Origin of the sequence: Streptomyces mutabilis, assembly GCF_046628145.1 — a bacterium.
In the GTDB taxonomy this organism is placed as follows: Bacteria; Actinomycetota; Actinomycetes; order Streptomycetales; family Streptomycetaceae; genus Streptomyces; species Streptomyces mutabilis.
Map to the genome: position 1 here is coordinate 2826003 of NZ_CP176874.1, position 15322 is coordinate 2841324.

General features: G+C 72.1%; 13 protein-coding genes. 8 read left to right on the plus strand and 5 right to left on the minus strand.

Going from position 1 to position 15322, the window contains the following annotated elements; translation table 11 throughout:
* The first annotated feature begins 404 nt into the window (after window positions 1-404).
* Entirely contained in the window at window positions 405-2252 is a 1848-nt protein-coding gene (locus ACLIN4_RS12530; protein WP_107480271.1) for a glycoside hydrolase family 3 protein, read from the plus strand.
* Between the two features lie 142 nt (window positions 2253-2394).
* Entirely contained in the window at window positions 2395-3072 is a 678-nt protein-coding gene (locus tag ACLIN4_RS12535) for a hypothetical protein (protein WP_289903133.1), read from the plus strand.
* Window positions 3073-3117: 45 nt separating this feature from the next.
* Here ACLIN4_RS12535 and ACLIN4_RS12540 read toward each other — a convergent pair whose 3' ends face one another.
* From ACLIN4_RS12540 to ACLIN4_RS12550, 3 genes are all read right to left on the minus strand, one after another.
* The gene (locus ACLIN4_RS12540) at window positions 3118-4542 is read right to left on the minus strand and encodes a S28 family serine protease (protein WP_411575783.1); all 1425 of its coding nucleotides are present in this window, start codon (window positions 4540-4542) and stop codon (window positions 3118-3120) included.
* A gap of 106 nt (window positions 4543-4648) precedes the next feature.
* Window positions 4649-5041 carry a hypothetical protein gene (locus tag ACLIN4_RS12545; protein WP_100045962.1) on the minus strand — a complete coding sequence of 131 codons (393 nt, stop codon included), beginning with the start codon at window positions 5039-5041 and terminating at the stop codon, window positions 4649-4651.
* An 85-nt stretch (window positions 5042-5126) separates the two neighbouring features.
* Entirely contained in the window at window positions 5127-8858 is a 3732-nt protein-coding gene (locus ACLIN4_RS12550; RefSeq protein ID WP_411575784.1) for an ABC transporter ATP-binding protein, read from the minus strand.
* Between the two features lie 168 nt (window positions 8859-9026).
* On the opposite strand from ACLIN4_RS12550, the gene ACLIN4_RS12555 reads away from it, so the two are divergent.
* A complete protein-coding gene (locus tag ACLIN4_RS12555) occupies window positions 9027-9383 on the plus strand; it encodes a hypothetical protein (protein WP_107479386.1) in 357 nt (118 codons plus the stop codon).
* Here ACLIN4_RS12555 and ACLIN4_RS12560 read toward each other — a convergent pair.
* Window positions 9376-10374 carry an esterase-like activity of phytase family protein gene (locus ACLIN4_RS12560; RefSeq protein WP_289903130.1) on the minus strand — a complete coding sequence of 333 codons (999 nt, stop codon included), beginning with the start codon at window positions 10372-10374 and terminating at the stop codon, window positions 9376-9378. The two genes, ACLIN4_RS12555 and ACLIN4_RS12560, sit on opposite strands and share 8 nt — an antisense overlap.
* 90 nt (window positions 10375-10464) lie before the next feature.
* Here ACLIN4_RS12560 and ACLIN4_RS12565 point away from each other — a divergent pair, with 90 nt between their 5' ends.
* The gene (locus ACLIN4_RS12565; RefSeq protein WP_107479384.1) at window positions 10465-10836 is read left to right on the plus strand and encodes a hypothetical protein; all 372 of its coding nucleotides are present in this window, start codon (window positions 10465-10467) and stop codon (window positions 10834-10836) included.
* An 11-nt stretch (window positions 10837-10847) separates the two neighbouring features.
* Here ACLIN4_RS12565 and ACLIN4_RS12570 read toward each other — a convergent pair whose 3' ends face one another.
* A complete protein-coding gene (locus ACLIN4_RS12570; RefSeq protein WP_289903129.1) occupies window positions 10848-11147 on the minus strand; it encodes a hypothetical protein in 300 nt (99 codons plus the stop codon).
* Between the two features lie 161 nt (window positions 11148-11308).
* Between ACLIN4_RS12570 and ACLIN4_RS12575 the strand changes: the two genes are divergently transcribed.
* The 4 genes from ACLIN4_RS12575 to ACLIN4_RS12590 all read left to right on the plus strand — a co-directional run bounded on the left by ACLIN4_RS12575 (window position 11309) and on the right by ACLIN4_RS12590 (window position 15282).
* Window positions 11309-12103, plus strand: coding sequence for a helix-turn-helix domain-containing protein (locus tag ACLIN4_RS12575; protein ID WP_107479383.1), 795 nt, complete (start codon window positions 11309-11311; stop codon window positions 12101-12103).
* On the plus strand, window positions 12096-12323 hold the full coding sequence (locus tag ACLIN4_RS12580) for a DUF397 domain-containing protein (RefSeq protein ID WP_107479382.1): 228 nt from the start codon (window positions 12096-12098) through the stop codon (window positions 12321-12323). Before ACLIN4_RS12575 ends, ACLIN4_RS12580 begins: the two co-directional genes overlap by 8 nt.
* Before the next feature lie 95 nt (window positions 12324-12418).
* Window positions 12419-13024, plus strand: coding sequence for a hypothetical protein (locus ACLIN4_RS12585; protein ID WP_381943269.1), 606 nt, complete (start codon window positions 12419-12421; stop codon window positions 13022-13024).
* A 74-nt stretch (window positions 13025-13098) separates the two neighbouring features.
* Window positions 13099-15282 carry an ArnT family glycosyltransferase gene (locus tag ACLIN4_RS12590; RefSeq protein ID WP_411575785.1) on the plus strand — a complete coding sequence of 728 codons (2184 nt, stop codon included), beginning with the start codon at window positions 13099-13101 and terminating at the stop codon, window positions 15280-15282.
* Window positions 15283-15322: the final 40 nt, after the last annotated feature.

Here is a 15322-nt window from a genome sequence, read left to right on the forward strand (position 1 = left end):
CGCGGGGGGCCGGACCGGTGATCCGGCCTCGCTCCTCGCGCCCCACCGTCCCCACGGGCACCGACTTCGCGGAATCCCGGGTCCGGGCGGAACCCCGGTCCCGCCCCGTCCGTCCAAGCGGCACGCTGTCGGACGAGTCTCCGCGGTTCGGTGTCGGCCTCGCTGCTGGCTGCGATCGCCGACCACCCTCTCCAGCCGTACCGCGGCCGGCAGCACGCCGTCGTCGGCGCGCCCCCCTCCCTTGCGCCGACGACGGCCCCTCCGGCCCGCCGCCCGCGGCTTCCGGGGCGATGCCTGTGCGCTCCCTTGACTGGCAGAAACTTCCCGGATATTGGTGACTCCTTGGAAGTTTCCTTCAGCAGCTCTCCAGCGATTCCCAGTGGATCACTCCGGAAGGAGCGCACGTGCACCACAGCAGCACGGCCGGCACGGGAAGCACCGCACACCCCTCCAGACGTACCGTCCTCACCGCCACCGCGGTCGTCGGCGCGACGCTCGCGGCCGGCGGCGGCACCGCGTACGCCGACGCCCGCAGGCCCGACGACGACAAGCTGCGCGCCCTCATCTCCCGCATGACGCTGGAGGAGAAGGTCGGCCAGCTCTTCGTCATGCGCGTCTACGGCCACTCCGCCACCGACCCCGACCAGGCCGACATCGACGCCAACCTGAAGGAGATCGGCGTCCGCACCGCGGCCGAGCTGGTCGCCGAGTACCGGGTCGGCGGCATCATCTACTTCGCCTGGGCGCACAACACCCGCGACCCGCACCAGATCGCCGAGCTGTCCAACGGCATCCAGAAGGCGTCCCTGGAGCTGCCGCGCGGCCTGCCCGTGCTCATCTCCACCGACCAGGAGTACGGGATCGTGGCTCGCGTGGGCGAGCCGGCAACCCTCTTCCCGGGCGCGATGGCCGTCGGTGCCGGCGGTTCGCGGTCCGACGCCCGCACCCTCGGGCGGATCGCGGGTGCCGAGCTGCACGCCATGGGCATCCGCCAGGACTACTCCCCCGTCGCCGACGTGAACGTCAACCCGGCCAACCCGGTGATCGGCGTACGGTCCTTCGGCGCCGATCCCCGGGCGGTGTCGGACATGGTGGCCGCCGAGGTGACGGGGTACCAGCGGTCCGGGGTCGCGGCGTGCGCCAAGCACTTCCCGGGACACGGCGACACGGCCACCGACAGCCACACCGGCCTGCCGGTCATCACGCACAGCCGCGAGCAGTGGGAGGAGCTGGACGCGCCGCCCTTCCGCGCCGCCATCGAGGCGGGCATCGACGCGATCATGACCGCCCACCTGGTGGTCCCGGCGCTCGACGGCTCCGGCGACCCGGCCACCCTCTCCCGCCCCATCCTCACCGGCATCCTGCGCGAGGAACTGGGCTACGACGGGGTCGTGGTCACCGACTCCCTCGGCATGCAGGGCGTACGCACGAAGTACGGCGACGAACGGGTGCCGGTGCTGGCGCTGAAGGCCGGCGTCGACCAGCTGCTCAACCCGCCGGACCTGCCGCTCGCCTGGAACGCCGTCCTGGCCGCCGTGCGCGAGGGCGAACTCACCGAGGCGCGGCTCGACGAATCGATCCTGCGGGTGCTGCGGCTGAAGGCGAAGCTGGGCCTGTTCCGGGACGCCTACACCAGCCGCCGGGACGTCGACCGCACCGTCGGCACCCGCGGCCACCTGGAGGCGGCGGACCGGATCGCCGAGCGGTCCACCACGCTGCTGGTCAACGAGGGGCGTCTGCTGCCCCTGTCACGCCGGGAGCACCGCCGGCTGCTCGTCGTCGGCGCCGACCCCGCGTCCCCCTCCGGCACGACCGGGCCGCCCACCGGTGTCCTCGCGGGCGCGCTGACCGAGCTGGGCTTCGCCGCCACCGCCCTGTCGACCGGGACGGCACCGTCCGCCGCCGTCATCGACCGCGCGGTCGCGGCGGCCGGGGACGCCGACGCGATCGTGGTCGCGACGTACAACGTCACGGCGGGCAGCAGCCAGCGCACGCTGGTCGCGCGGCTGCTGGAGACCGGCAAGCCGGTCGTCGCGGTCTCGGTCCGCAACCCGTACGACGTCGCCCAGCTCCCGGACGTCCCCGCCTTCCTCGCCGCCTACTCCTGGACGGACGTCGAGGTGCGGGCCGCGGCCCGGGTGATCGCCGGGCGGGTGCGACCGCGCGGCAAGCTGCCGGTGCCGGTGGTCCGGGCGGACGATCCCGAGACGGTGCTGTACCCGCTCGGGCACGGGCTGTCGTACCGGTCGTAGGCGGTCGTGACCGGTCGCCGACCGTAGCGCGCCTACGCCACGCGCCGGGGGCGCCCCCGTCACCCGTGCGCAATGCACCCCGCGCGTCTGGCGTGCCCCGCTGCGGCGGGTCACGCTGGACGGGGGATCCGGGGGGATGGCGATGCGTGCGAGATCGGCTGTACGGGTGCTGTGCGCCCTGTCGGCGTTGTGCGCCGTGCTGCTGACGGGTTGCCAGAGCCCGTCCGGCGGTCTGGCGGGCGGCGCCACGGACGGGAGCGGCGGCACCGCGCGGGGCGACGGGCCGCCCGGCGGGGACACCGCGTCGGGCCCGGCCGCCGGACGGCCCTCCGGGTACGGGGCGGTGTTCCTCGCGATCGACGAGTGCAGCTCGTTCGGGACGGTCAGCTTCACCGAGGTGCCGTGCTCCAGCGAACGGGCCGCCGCCCGGGTCGTGGCCCGCGAGGACGGACGCGCGGCCGACGGGCCGCCGTGCCCCGCGACCACCGACTTCGTCCTGCACATCAGCGAGCAGCGCCCCTCCGCCGACGAGGACGGCGACGGAGCCGTGCCCCAGGGCTACGCCTGCATGCGCAGTCTTCAGCCGCCGCACCCCGGCGACCCGGGTGGCGGGGGCGGCCCGCGCACCATCGTCGGCGACTGCGTCTACGACGCCGGCGGCGGCAAGGTCCGCGAGACCGCCTGCGACGGCACGGGGAAGAAGGAACCCCAGTTCAAGGTGGTCGAGGCGGTGGCCGCGCGGGCGGACTGCCCCGCCTCGACCGGGCTCTACGTCCGCCTCGGCGGCGAACGCCCCGTGGGCTGCGCCCGGCCGCTGTGAGCGTCTCAGGGGCTCACACCCGACCGGCCGGGCACAACCACCGTCCTACGGGCGCAGCGCCGGCTCCCGCTGGACGTCACGCTTGTCCAGCTTGGCGTCGAACGTCGCCAGCGGCCGGGCCGCCGACGGGTTCTCCTGGACCTTCTCGGAGGCCACGCCCGCCCAGTCGAGGATGCGGGCCATGGCGAGGGCCTTCTCCTCGGGCACCAGGCCGGCGACGTTGGCGCCGTGGTTCATCCCGGGCGCGGTGAGGACGTAGGAGTCGCGCGCGCCGTGGCCCAGACGGAAGGGCTCGGCACCCCACGGGTCGTTCTCGCCGTACACGAACAGCATGTGCCGGGCGTTGTGCTTCACCCAGGTGTCGACGTCCCGCATCGCCCACGGCTGGAACCGCATGTCGATGTCACGCGGCACGAAGTTGCGCGGCGGCTGGTAGCCGTAGCGGATGTACTTCTTCTCGATGTGCGGGAAGTGGATCGTCGGCGCGCCCAGCTGCGTGCCCGCCTGGTAGTAGTACGGCGTGTACGGGGCGAGCCCCTGGTCCGTGTAGAAGGAGAAGCCGGAGATCGTGTCGACGGAGTTCCAGATCTCGTCGTCCGTCGCGTTCTTCGCGTCGGCCGGGATGCCCGCGCAGTCCTTCACGGTGCTGTACTGCCAGAAGCCCCAGACGTAGTCCAGGACGACGGCCTCGTAGGCGCGGTCGAGGCTGCCGATGGTGTCGAAGGTGTACCCGTTCTCGGCCGCGTACGCCTCGTACTTCTCCTTCAGCGGCGCCCGGCGCACCAGGGCCTCGCGCTGCACGCCGTTCAGCCGGTCGCGGCACTCCTCGGTGCCGACGCGGGCGAAGAAGCGGTCGTAGGCCGAGTCCTCGCGGTTGACGACGTCGTTGGGGGCGACGTAGGCGACGACGCCGTCCATGTCGCGCGGGTAGAAGCGCTCGTAGTAGGTGGCGGTCATGCCGCCCTTGGAGCCGCCGGTGGAGATCCAGTTCTCGGAGTAGATCGGCTTGAGGGCCTGGAAGATGCGGTGCTGGTCGCTGGCCGCCTGCCAGATGTCCAGCTTCGACCAGTCGGCGGGCTCGGGCCGGGACGGGGTGAAGTAGCGGTACTCCATGGAGACCTGGTTGCCGTCCACGATCTGGGTCGGCTCGCGGCGGCTGGGGTTCGTGGAGACGTTGTAGCCGCCGGTGTAGAAGACCGTCGGGCGGCTCACGTCCTTGTGCAGCACGGTGATCCGCTGCTGGAACGTGCCCTTGGACGGGCGCCGGTGGTCGACCGGCTGGGTGTAGTTGAGGACGAAGAAGCGGTAGCCGGTGTACGGCTTCTCCTCGATCAGGCTCATGCCCGGTACGGACAGCAGCCGATCCTTGATGTCGACGGCCTTCGGCTCGGCGGCGGTGGCCGCGCCCGCCGTGCTGACGGTGCCTATGAGCACCACGAGCGCCAGCAGCCATCTGAGCGCCTTGCGCATGCACCCTCCCTGTGAAACAGATGTGCGCCGGAAGCTATCGGAGCAAGTCACCCGTGCACCAGGGGAGATGGGGAAATGGCCGGCGGCGGTGGCCGCGGCGGCTCTCTCAGCACAGGGTCCAGCCGGAGCTGACGGACCGTCCGGAGACCGTGCCCCTCAGCCACACGCAGCGTTTCCCGACGTACACGGTCACCGGCCCCGCCCGGTAGGCGAACCGTCCCGAGTCCACGACCGGCCGGTCGCCGCGCGCCTGCACGCTGACGGACATCTGCCGCTTGGTGCCGGGCTTCTTCGGGACGGTGACGGCGCAGACGTAACCGTCGCGCTTGTAGACCAGGACCGAGCCGGTGGCGAAGTGCAGTGCCCGGACCTTGCGGCCCGGGCACGCCGCGGCGGCCTGCGCCTGCTGCGGCACCGCCACGGCCAGCAGCCCGGTCGCCGTCAGCACGGCCGTGCCGAGCGCCAGCCGCCGGCGTGTCCGTGCACCACCCTCGCCCACCGCGTCCCCTCCGTCCCCTCCGCACGACGATCCCCGTCGTACGGATGTACGGACGCACGGCACCTGTCGCACGGTTGCGCGGGCGTCAGTGCACGGCCCCGACCGGTTCCTCCGGTCCGGGCGCGCCGACGAAGGTGCGCCACAGTCGCGCGTACCGCCCGCCGAGCGCCAGCAGCTCGTCGTGCGTGCCGTCCTCGGTGACCCGCCCGTGGTCCATGACGACGACGCGGTCCGCGCGGGCGGCCGTGGTCAGCCGGTGCGCGACGACGAGCGTGGTGCGGCGGCCCGCGATGCGGTCGGTGGCCTGGTTGACCTGTGCCTCCGTGGCCAGGTCCAGGGCCGCCGTCGCCTCGTCGAGGAGCAGCACGTCCGGGTCGACCAGTTCGGCGCGGGCCAGCGCGATCAGCTGGCGCTGTCCGGCGGAGAGGTTGCGGCCCCGCTCGGCGACCTCGTGGAGGTAGCCGCCCGTGAGCCGGGCGATCATCTCGTGGGCGCCGACCGCCCGCGCCGCCGCCTCCACCTCGGCGTCGGTGGCGCCCGGCCGTCCGTAGGCGATGGCGTCCCGTACGGTGCCGGGGAAGAGGTACGCCTCCTGCGGGACGACGCCGAGCCGGTGCCGGTAGGAGGTGAGGTCGAGGTCGCGCAGGTCCCGCCCGTCGACCGTGACCCGGCCGCCCGTCGGGTCGTAGAAGCGGGCCACCAGCTTCACCAGGGTCGACTTGCCGGCACCGGTCTCGCCGACGAACGCGACGGTCTGCCCGGCGGGGATGCTCAGGTCGATGCCGGTCAGGGCCTCCTCCTCGTCCCCGTACGAGAAGCGCACGCCCTCGAAGGCGATCTCACCGCGCAGGGACGTGACCTCGGACGGCTTCTCGGCGGCCCGGGTGGAGGTCGGCTCCCGCAGCAGTTCCTGGATGCGGCCGAGGGAGACGGACGCCTGCTGGTAGCCGTCGAAGACCTGGGAGAGCTGCTGGACGGGTGCGAAGAACAGGTCGATGTAGAGCAGGTACGCCACCAGCGCGCCCGTCGTCAGCGTCGCGTCGTCGATCCGCGCACCGCCGACGATCAGCACGGCCGCGGCCGCCGCGGAGGACAGCAGCTGCACGAACGGGAAGTAGACCGAGATCAGCCACTGTCCCCGGATGCGGGCCTGCCGGTAGCTGTCGCTGCGCTCGGCGAACCGCCGCCCGCCGTCGTGCTCGCGCCGGAACGCCTGCACGATCCGCAGCCCGGCCACCGACTCCTGGAGGTCGGCGTTGACCGTGGACACCCGCTCGCGGGCCAGCTCGTACGCCTTCACGCTGGCCCTGCGGAAGAAGTACGTGGCGATGATCAGCGGGGGCAGCGTCGCGAAGACGACCATCGCGAGCTGCACGTCGATCACCAGCAGGGCGACCATGATGCCGAAGAAGGTGACGACCGAGACGAAGGCGGTGACCAGCCCCGTCTGCAGGAACGTCGACAGCGCGTCCACGTCCGTCGTCATCCGGGTCATGATCCGGCCGGTCAGCTCGCGCTCGTAGTAGTCCAGGCCGAGCCGCTGGAGCTGGGCGAAGATCTTCAGCCGGAGCGAGTACAGGATCCGCTCCCCGGTCCGCCCGGTCATGCGGATCTCGCCGGTCTGCGCCGTCCACTGGGCGAGCACCGCCAGCAGGCCCAGCAGCGAGGCCGCCCAGACCGCGCCGAGGGCGAGCTGGGTGACGCCCTCGTCGATGCCGTGCCGGATCAGGACCGGCAGCAGCAGTCCCATGCCGGCGTCCACCGCGACCAGGGCGAGGCTGATCAGCAGCGGGGCGCCGAAGCCGCGCAGCAGGCGGCGCAGGCCGTACGACTCCTCCGGCTGCACGGCCCGTGCCTCGTCCACGTCCGGGGTCCCGTCGGCCGGGGGCAGCGCGTCGACCTGGGCGAGCAGTTCCGGGGTGGCCGGGGTGCCGGAGAGGGCGGTGTCCTTCGGTGTGCGGTCGCCCGTCCACAGGCGCGGGGTGACGCCGCGCTCGGCGTCGAACTCGGCGTCCAGCTCGTCGCGGACGGAGGTGTCCTCGGCGGGCGCGGCGGGCCGGGCGTGCCCCGGCGACACCCCGCCCAGTTCGTCGGGGTCGGTCAGCAGGCGCCGGTAGAGCGCGGAGCGCTCCTGGAGCTCCTCGTGGGTGCCGAGGTCGGCGAGCCGGCCCCGGTCCAGGACGGCGATTCGGTCGGCGAGCCCGAGGGTGGAGCGGCGGTGGGCGATCAGCAGCGTGGTGCGGTCCCGCATGACCTCCTTCAGCGCCTCGTGGATCTCGTGCTCGACGCGCGCGTCCACGGCGGACGTGGCGTCGTCGAGGACCAGCAGCCTGGGGTCGGTGAGGATGGCGCGGGCGAGGGCGACGCGCTGGCGCTGGCCGCCGGAGAGGGTCAGGCCGTGCTCGCCGACGGTGGTGCCGTAGCCCTCGGGCAGCTCGGAGATGAATCCGTGCGCCTGCGCGGCACGGGCGGCGGCCTCGATCTCCTCGTCGGTGGCGTCCGGGCGGCCGTAGGCGATGTTGGCGCGCACGGTGTCCGAGAAGAGGAAGGAGTCCTCGGGCACCAGCGCGATGGCGGCCCGCAGCGAGTCGAGGGTCAGCTCGCGCACGTCGTGGCCGCCGACGAGGACGGCGCCCCGCGTCACGTCGTAGAAGCGCGGCAGCAGCAGGGAGACCGTGGACTTGCCGGAACCGGAGGAGCCGACGACGGCGAGGGTCTCTCCGGGCCGGATCTCGAAGGAGAGGCCGTCGAGGACGGGGGTGCTCTCCCCGTCACCGGTCGCGTAACCGAAGGACACGTCGTCGAACTCGACGGTGGCGGGAGCGTCGGCGGGCAGCTCCTTGGTGCCGTCCTCGATCGCCGGCTCCGTGTCGATCAGCTCCAGCACGCGTTCGGTGCCGGCGCGGGCCTGCTGGCCGACGGTGAGGACCATGGCGAGCATGCGGACCGGGCCGACGAGCTGGGCCAGGTAGGTGGAGAAGGCGACGAAGGTGCCCAGCGTGATGTTCCCCCGGACGGCCAGCCAGCCGCCGAGGGCGAGCATGGCGACCTGGCCGAGGGCGGGGACGGCCTGGAGAGCGGGGGTGTACGTGGCGTTCAGCTTGATCGTCCGCAGCCGCCCGGCGAAGAGCCTGCGCCCGACCTCCCTGAGCTTCCCGGTCTCCTGCTCCTCCTGCCCGAAGCCCTTCACCACGCGTACGCCGCTCACCGAGCCGTCGACCACACCGGCGACGGCTGCGGCCTGCGCCTGCGCGTACCAGGTGGCGGGGTGCAGGCGGGTGCGGCTGCGGCGGGCGATGAACCACAGCGCGGGCGCCACGGCCAGCGCGACCAGGGTGAGCGGCGGGGACAGCCACGCCATGATCACGAGCGAGATCAGGAAGAGCAGGACGTTCCCGATGGTCATGGGGAGCATGAAGAGCAGGCTCTGGATCAGCTGGAGGTCGCTGGTCGCCCTCCCGACCACCTGCCCCGTGGAAAGCTCGTCCTGTCGCCGCCCGTCGAGCCGGGTGATCGTCCCGTACATGTCGGTGCGCAGGTCGTGCTGCACGTCCAGGGCGAGCCGGCCGCCGTAGTAGCGCCGGATGTAGGTCAGGACGTACACGACGACGGCCGCGCCGATCAGGAGACCGGCCCAGACGGCCATGTCCCTGGTCTTGGCGCCGATCACGTCGTCGATGATCACCTTGGTGATCAGCGGGACCAGAGCCATGACGGCCATGCCGCCCAGGGAGGCGCCGAGGGCGAGGACGACGTCCTTGGGGTGGCGCCAGGCATACCCCGCCAGTCGTCGTGCCCATCCCCGTTGCGCGTCCACGCGTGCCCTCCGGTCGTTCGTCCGCTCGTCCTGCTCACCTGATCTACCGGAAGGCACCAACGCGGGCGAGCGGGGATTTCATCCCGCCGCAACAAAGTTCACGCCGCGCCCGGCCCGGGTAGTCAGAGGCACGTGGAGCCCGGTGGGGCCGGGCAGGGGAGGGGAGCCATGGCGGACAGCGACGCCTATCGATGGGGACAGTTCTACGCGGGTCTGCACACGCTGCGTGTTCTCGCCGGCGAGGACGGCAAGCTGGACGCGGCGCGCGACAACGCGGCCAGGAAGCCGCTGACAGCGTTCGGTGACCAGAGGGTGAAGGCCTACGGGCACCTGGGCAAGGCCAAGCGACGGGGCCCGGCGTACGCGGACGCCGCGGCCGAGGTGTTCCGGGCGCTCGCGGACTCCCACCCGGCCGCCGAAGCGCCGCCCGCCACGCTGGGCGAAGCGCAGCAGACCGACTTCCTGCGCGGGTACGGCACCCAGAAGCTGGAGTACGAGCTCGCCCACCGGAAACTGCTCAGCTGAGGCGCAGGCGCAGCGCGTAGAAACGGGTCGTCTGGACGGCGTTCTGGTTGTCGTCGCTGACCAGGAGGACGTCCAGGCGGCCCTTCGTGCGGCCGGTCACGGTCATGCCCTCGATGTTGTCGAGGAGCGGGTTGGGCTGGGGCTGCTTCGCGGTGGCGCCGAGGGAGGGGCAGTCGGCCAGGTCGGCGAGGAGGGTCTTGCCGAGTGCGGTGCCGCCGGGCCGGTCGGTCAGGTAGAGGCGGACCGTGTTGCCGACGCCGGAGGTGAAGCCGCGTTCCAGGACGAGGAGACGGCCGTCGGGGGTCGCGGTGACCTCGGGGACGCCGAGGCCGGTGTCCGTCCGGTACGTGTACTGGGCACCGAGCCGGAAGTCGCCGTGCCCGGTCCGCCGCCAGGTCTGGAAGCGGACGACGTCGGCGGGGTCGCCGGCGAGCGGGTACTCCATGGCGGCGATGAGGGTCCGGCCGCCGGGGAGGAGGGTCAGCCCCTCGAAGCTGCCGTTGGCCCGGGCGCGGCCCGCGGGTGCGGTGCGCAGGGCGTCCGGCACGGGGAGGCGGTCGAGGATCTCGCCGGTGCGGGAGTAGCGGCGGACGGACGGCTCGGTCTCGGAGGAGACGAGGTAGGTGCCGTCCCGGTCGACGACCAGGCCCTCGGAGTCGAGCGCGGCGCCGTTCTCGTCGGCGAGCGGGATGACGTCCCGCGGCTTCAGCGTGCGCGCGTCCAGCCGGAAGAGGGCGGAACGGTCGGAGAGGGCGGCGACCGCACCGCGCCGGTCTTCGGCCAGCGCCGACAGGTTGCCGACGTAGGTTCCGGCGTGGGTGGTCTTGTCCAGGGCGTCGGAGAAGCCGGTGAGGGAGACGGCGGGCGAGCAGGCGTTCCTCGGCGGCCGTTCCTGCGCGGCGGTGGCCGGCGCGGCGGCGGTCAGGCAGCCGGCCGCCGCGAGGCTCGCGGTGAGGGTGGCGAGGACGGTGCGGAGGATTCTCGGGCGCATGGGCGTCAGGTTAGGGCCGGGGAGTGGACGGGAGTTGACCGCTGCTCGAAGGGTGGGATGCGGGGGCGTCGAAATGGCAAGTAATGAACCGTGGCAGAACAGAACGAGAGCGGTCACAAGCTGGCCGGGCGGCTGTACGCGACGATGCGGGTGCTGAGGTTCCTCACCGCGCCCTCCGGGCCGAAGCCGGTCGCCGAGGAGAGGCTCGAAGGGCAGGACAGTCCGCGCAAACGCATCCGGGCCCTGGAGTTGGACCTCTTCAAGGACCTCGTGGCCGCCGTTCAGAACGGCCGGCACGCGAAGGCCGCCGGCGAGGTGTTCCGCGCCGTACCCGCCCTGGTGCCCAGGCAGGGAGTAGCCCTGGAGAAGAACCTCGGCGAGCGCGCACTGGCCGAGTTCAACGCCGGCTACCGCGCTCAACTCGCCGAGTTCAAGGAGGCCTTTCCCGAACTGGTCGAGTGACGTCTCGGCCCTCAGCGCATCCGCGTCCCTCGGCTCAGCGCGACGCGGTGGACGTCCCTCAGCGCCTCGCTCATGCGGGTCAGCAGGAACCGGAGTTGCTCGGGTGTCGTCCGGGCGTCGGCGAGCAGGACGGCGGCGTGGTCGAGCAGGTCCTCCGCCATGTCCAGGTGGGTGGTCTCGACGACGTCGGCGATCCGGGAGACCGGACCGTCGCCGTCGGTCAGCAGATAGCAGGGCTTGCCCTCGGGGCTCGCCCAGGGCAGCAGCCGGGCCGGACGGGGGTCGCGGTTCCGGGCGATACGGTGACGCATGTTGTCGACTCCGTAGTGGTCGGTGGCCATGCCCCCGGGCCGGTGCCACGGTCGCGGGGGCCTCGCTTTCCGTAGCGATGCGCGTACAGAGTGAGACGGCCGGAGCTAGGCTCGCCAGGGTGCGGATGTGACGGCGCCTTTGTCACACGGGAGTCGAACGGATGAGCAACATCTACGGCGACTGGCTCAAGCAGCAGCGCGAAGCGGCCGACCTGACGCAGCAGCAGTTGGCCGACATGGCCATCATGACGCGGTCGCACATCGCGCACATCGAGGCCGGGCGCCGGGTGCCGTCGAAGGAGGACGCGCGGCGACTGGACCGGGCCCTGAACACGGGGAACGTGCTGAGCAGCTTCCTCCCGGAGGAGGACGCGGCGGTCGCGGACTACTTCGAGGCGGCGCGGCAACTGGAGTCGCAGGCGGTGATGATCCGGGAGTTCGCGCTGTCCTTCGTACCGGGCATCCTCCAGACCGAGGGGTACGCGCGTGCGGTTCTGAGCACGGCTTTCCCTCGCATCGGTGAAGAGGAGCGTGACAGACGCCTTGTCACACGCCTCGAGCGTGCGAAAGTTCTCGACGATCCCGTCACGCCCGTGGTGTGGGCACTGCTCGACGAAGCCGTGCTCCATCGCCGGATCGGCGGACGGCGCGTCATGGCGGAGCAGTTGGGCCACCTCGTTCGCCTCGCCGAAGGCGGCCGGATTCAAGTGCATGTGCTGCCCTTCGCGCTGGGCACCCACCCACTGTTGAGCAACATGCTCACCCTGATGTGGTTCGAGGACCAACCGCCCGTGGCCTACGCCGAAGGCCTGCACATGGGCATGCTGCACGACGCCCCGTCCGTCGTGCAGGAACTGCAACATCGCTACGATTTCGCACTGGGCAATGCCCTGCCACTCAAGGAGACGCTGGCTCTGCTCACAGCGACAGCAAGGGGCTACGAAGGCCATGACTGACCGGACCATACGCAACGCCGCGACTCTGACGGGCTGGCGCAAGTCCTCGCACAGCAATGACCAGGGCGGCAGCTGTCTGGAGGTGGTGGACAGTCACCCTGGGGGGATACCCGTCCGAGACTCGAAGGCTCCCACGGGCCCCGCGTTGGTCTTCTCGGCGGCCGGCTGGAGGTCGTTCATCAGGACCCTCAAGGAAGCCCCCCCTCCCTCCAAAGCGTGAACACTCAGCCCCGATCTGTCCTCAAGTCGTTCATTTGAGCGCCCCGATGACACTTCCCCACCAAGTGCTCACACTTTTTCCCGACCATGGTCGCCATGACCCCCGCCTGGAACTACCGCAACCCCCTCGGCATCGGGAACGTGATCAACACGGTGCGCGAGCTCATGCGCACGGACGGCCTGGACGTGTCCTTCACCGCCATCGCCCGCGCCTGCGGGTCCTCGCGCAACTTCCTCTACACGAACTGGAAGACCCCCTCCAGGCTCCACCTGCGCGCGCTTCAGGTGGAACTCGCCTACGCCTTCAACGACGCGGGCCGCACCCACCCCAGCGACGGCACCGTTGACGGCATCGTTCGGCACCTGACGCAGGTCGTACGCCTCGTCCGGCAGCACCCGACGACCGCGGCCATCGCCCGCACGTCGCGCACGGCGCTCCCCCGGGCGCATGCCGCGACCGACGGCCCCCTGGTACAGGTGGCGACGGAACGCGTCAGCGATCTCCTGCACCCCCTCGCCCCGCACGGCGGGGTGTGGAGGGACGCGTCGCTGTACTCCAGGCCCTGGAAGATCCTGTGGATCGCCCGTCCCGCCGCCCTGTGCCCCGAAGCCGTCGGTGACCGGGAGTGGGAGGCCACACTGGACGGAGCCTTCGCCGAGTTGCTGCGCGATCTGCTCGCTCCCTGGGCGACGGCCGACTGAGCCCGCCCGGGATTCACAGCTCGCCCCAAGTCGGTGCGCAGTCCCTGCCCAAGCGCCGTGGTCACGGTGGTGCGGTGAGATCTGCCACCGCTCCTCCGCAAGCGGCCCCCGAGCCGCCGCCCGTACCGTCTCCCGCACCCGGCACGCCACGCTGGTCGTCGCCGGCCCTGTTGGCGATCCTCGCCCTCGCGGCGGTGCTGTACTCCTGGAACCTGTCCGGGGCCGGGCTGAACAGCTTCTACAGCGCCGCCGTGCTCAGCGGCACCGAGAGCTGGAAGGCGTGGTTCTTCGGCTCGCTGGACGCGGGCAACTTCCTGACCGTCGACAAGCCGCCCTTCGCCCTGATGGTCATGGGGCTGTCCTGCCGCCTCCTCGGATACGGGACCTGGCAGATGATGCTGCCGTTGATCGCCGCCGCGCTGGCGACGATCTGGATACTCCACTCCTCCGTGAAGCGGGCGTGGGGCCACGGCGCGGCGACGGTCGCCGCGCTGGTCCTGGCTCTGACCCCGATCACGGTCGCCATCAACCGGGACAACAACCCGGACACGCTGCTGGTGTTCCTGATGGTGGGCGGGGCGGCCCTCGGGCTGCGTGCGGTCCGCGACGGGCGGCTGCTGCCCCTGCTCGGCTCGGCGGTCTGCTTCGGGCTCGCCTTCAACACGAAGATGCTCCAGGGCTACATCGCGCTGCCGGCGGTCTTCGTCGTGTACGTGTACGCGACGAACCTGGGCTGGGCGAAGCGGATCAGGAACCTGGCGCTCGCCGCCGTCGCGCTGGTGGTCTCCAGCTTCTGGTGGGCCGCCGCGGTGTCCCTGGTGCCGGCCTCCGAACGGCCGTACATCGGCGGTTCGACGGACGGCACCGCATGGGACCTGATCACGGGCTACAACGGGCTGGGCCGGATCTTCGGCGGCGACGGCAACATGGGCGGGCTCGGCGGTGGCGGCGGGGGCGGCGGGGGCGGCTTCTCCGGCGCCGCGGGCATCGGGCGGATGTTCAACGACGTCCTCGGCGGCCAGATCTCCTGGCTGCTCCCCTTCGCGGGCATCGCGCTCGTCGGCGGCCTGGTGCTGTGCGGCCGCTCTCCCCGCACCGACCTCACGCGTGCCGCGCTGGTGCTGTGGGGCGGCTGGACGGTGCTGCACTACCTGACGTTCAGCATGGCCGAGGGCACCATGCACCCGTACTACACGACCGCGCTCGCGCCGGGCATCGCGGCGCTGTGCGGAGGCGGCGGCGTCATGCTGCTGCGCGCCTTCCGGGCCGACCGGCGCTGGGTGTGGGTGCTGCCGCTCGCCCTCGGTGTCACCGGGATCTGGGCGATCGTACTGCTGCGCCGCGCCTCCGGCTGGAACTCCTGGCTGTGGCCGACGATCGCGGTGGTCATGGCGCTGGCGATCGCGGGCCTGCTCGTCTTCCGCTCGGGGCGCCGGATGCGGCTGCTGGCGGTGTCCGTGGCGGCGGCCGTCGTCGCCGGGGTCGCGGGTCCGGCGGCGTACGCCTGGTCGGTGCCGTCCGGTTCGGGCGGCGGCATGGGCGGGACCAACCCGACCGCAGGGCCGTCGACGGGCGGCGGCATGGGCGGCCCGGGCGGCGGCGACGGCGGGCCCGGCGGTGAGGCCCCCGGCGGGCAGTCGCAGGAGGGCCGCGGCGGTCCGGGCGGGGGCACCTTCCCGGGCGGCGGTAACAACGGCGGGGCTCCCAGCGGCGCGGGCGACACGGCCGGCACACCTCCGAACGGCACGCCACCGCAGGACGGCGCGACCACCGGCGGTGGCGCGGGTCCGGGTGGGCAGCCGGGTGGTGCCGGGGGCTTCGGTGGAGGCGGTGGCGCGGGTGGCGCGAGCACCGAGTTGGTCGCCTACCTGAAGAAGCACCAGGACGGCGCCAAGTGGCTGCTGGCCGTATCCAGTTCGCAGAGCGCCGCCCAGCTCATCCTCGGCAGCGGCGAACCGGTCATCTCCATGTGGGGCTGGTCGGGCAGCGACAACGCGATGACCCTCGCCCGGCTCAAGGAGCTGGTGAAGAAGGGCGAGCTGCACTACGTCCAGGTCGGCGGGGGCATGGGCGGCGGTTCCGGGACCAGCTCCGAGGTGACCCGGTGGGTGCGGGAGCACGGCACCGCCGTGGAGGCGAGCGAGTACGGCGCCCCGTCCACGTCCGATTCCTCAAGCGGTGGTTCCGATTCCGGTTCCGGTTCCGGGGCGGAGAGCGCGTCGGGCCTCTACCGACTGGACCCCTCGGACGTGACCTGACGCCCCACCAGTAACGCCACGGCCCCCGACCACCCCGGTC

Bases quoted from the DNA above. Each gene is read 5' to 3' on its own strand.
- ACLIN4_RS12535 (WP_289903133.1), top strand. From the start codon at position 2,395: ATGCGTGCGAGATCGGCTGTACGGGTGCTGTGCGCCCTGTCGGCGTTG.
- ACLIN4_RS12540 (WP_411575783.1), bottom strand. From the start codon at position 4,542: ATGCGCAAGGCGCTCAGATGGCTGCTGGCGCTCGTGGTGCTCATAGGC.
- ACLIN4_RS12555 (WP_107479386.1), top strand. From the start codon at position 9,027: ATGGCGGACAGCGACGCCTATCGATGGGGACAGTTCTACGCGGGTCTG.
- ACLIN4_RS12560 (WP_289903130.1), bottom strand. From the start codon at position 10,374: ATGCGCCCGAGAATCCTCCGCACCGTCCTCGCCACCCTCACCGCGAGC.
- ACLIN4_RS12570 (WP_289903129.1), bottom strand. From the start codon at position 11,147: ATGCGTCACCGTATCGCCCGGAACCGCGACCCCCGTCCGGCCCGGCTG.
- ACLIN4_RS12575 (WP_107479383.1), top strand. From the start codon at position 11,309: ATGAGCAACATCTACGGCGACTGGCTCAAGCAGCAGCGCGAAGCGGCC.
- ACLIN4_RS12580 (WP_107479382.1), top strand. From the start codon at position 12,096: ATGACTGACCGGACCATACGCAACGCCGCGACTCTGACGGGCTGGCGC.
- ACLIN4_RS12585 (WP_381943269.1), top strand. From the start codon at position 12,419: ATGACCCCCGCCTGGAACTACCGCAACCCCCTCGGCATCGGGAACGTG.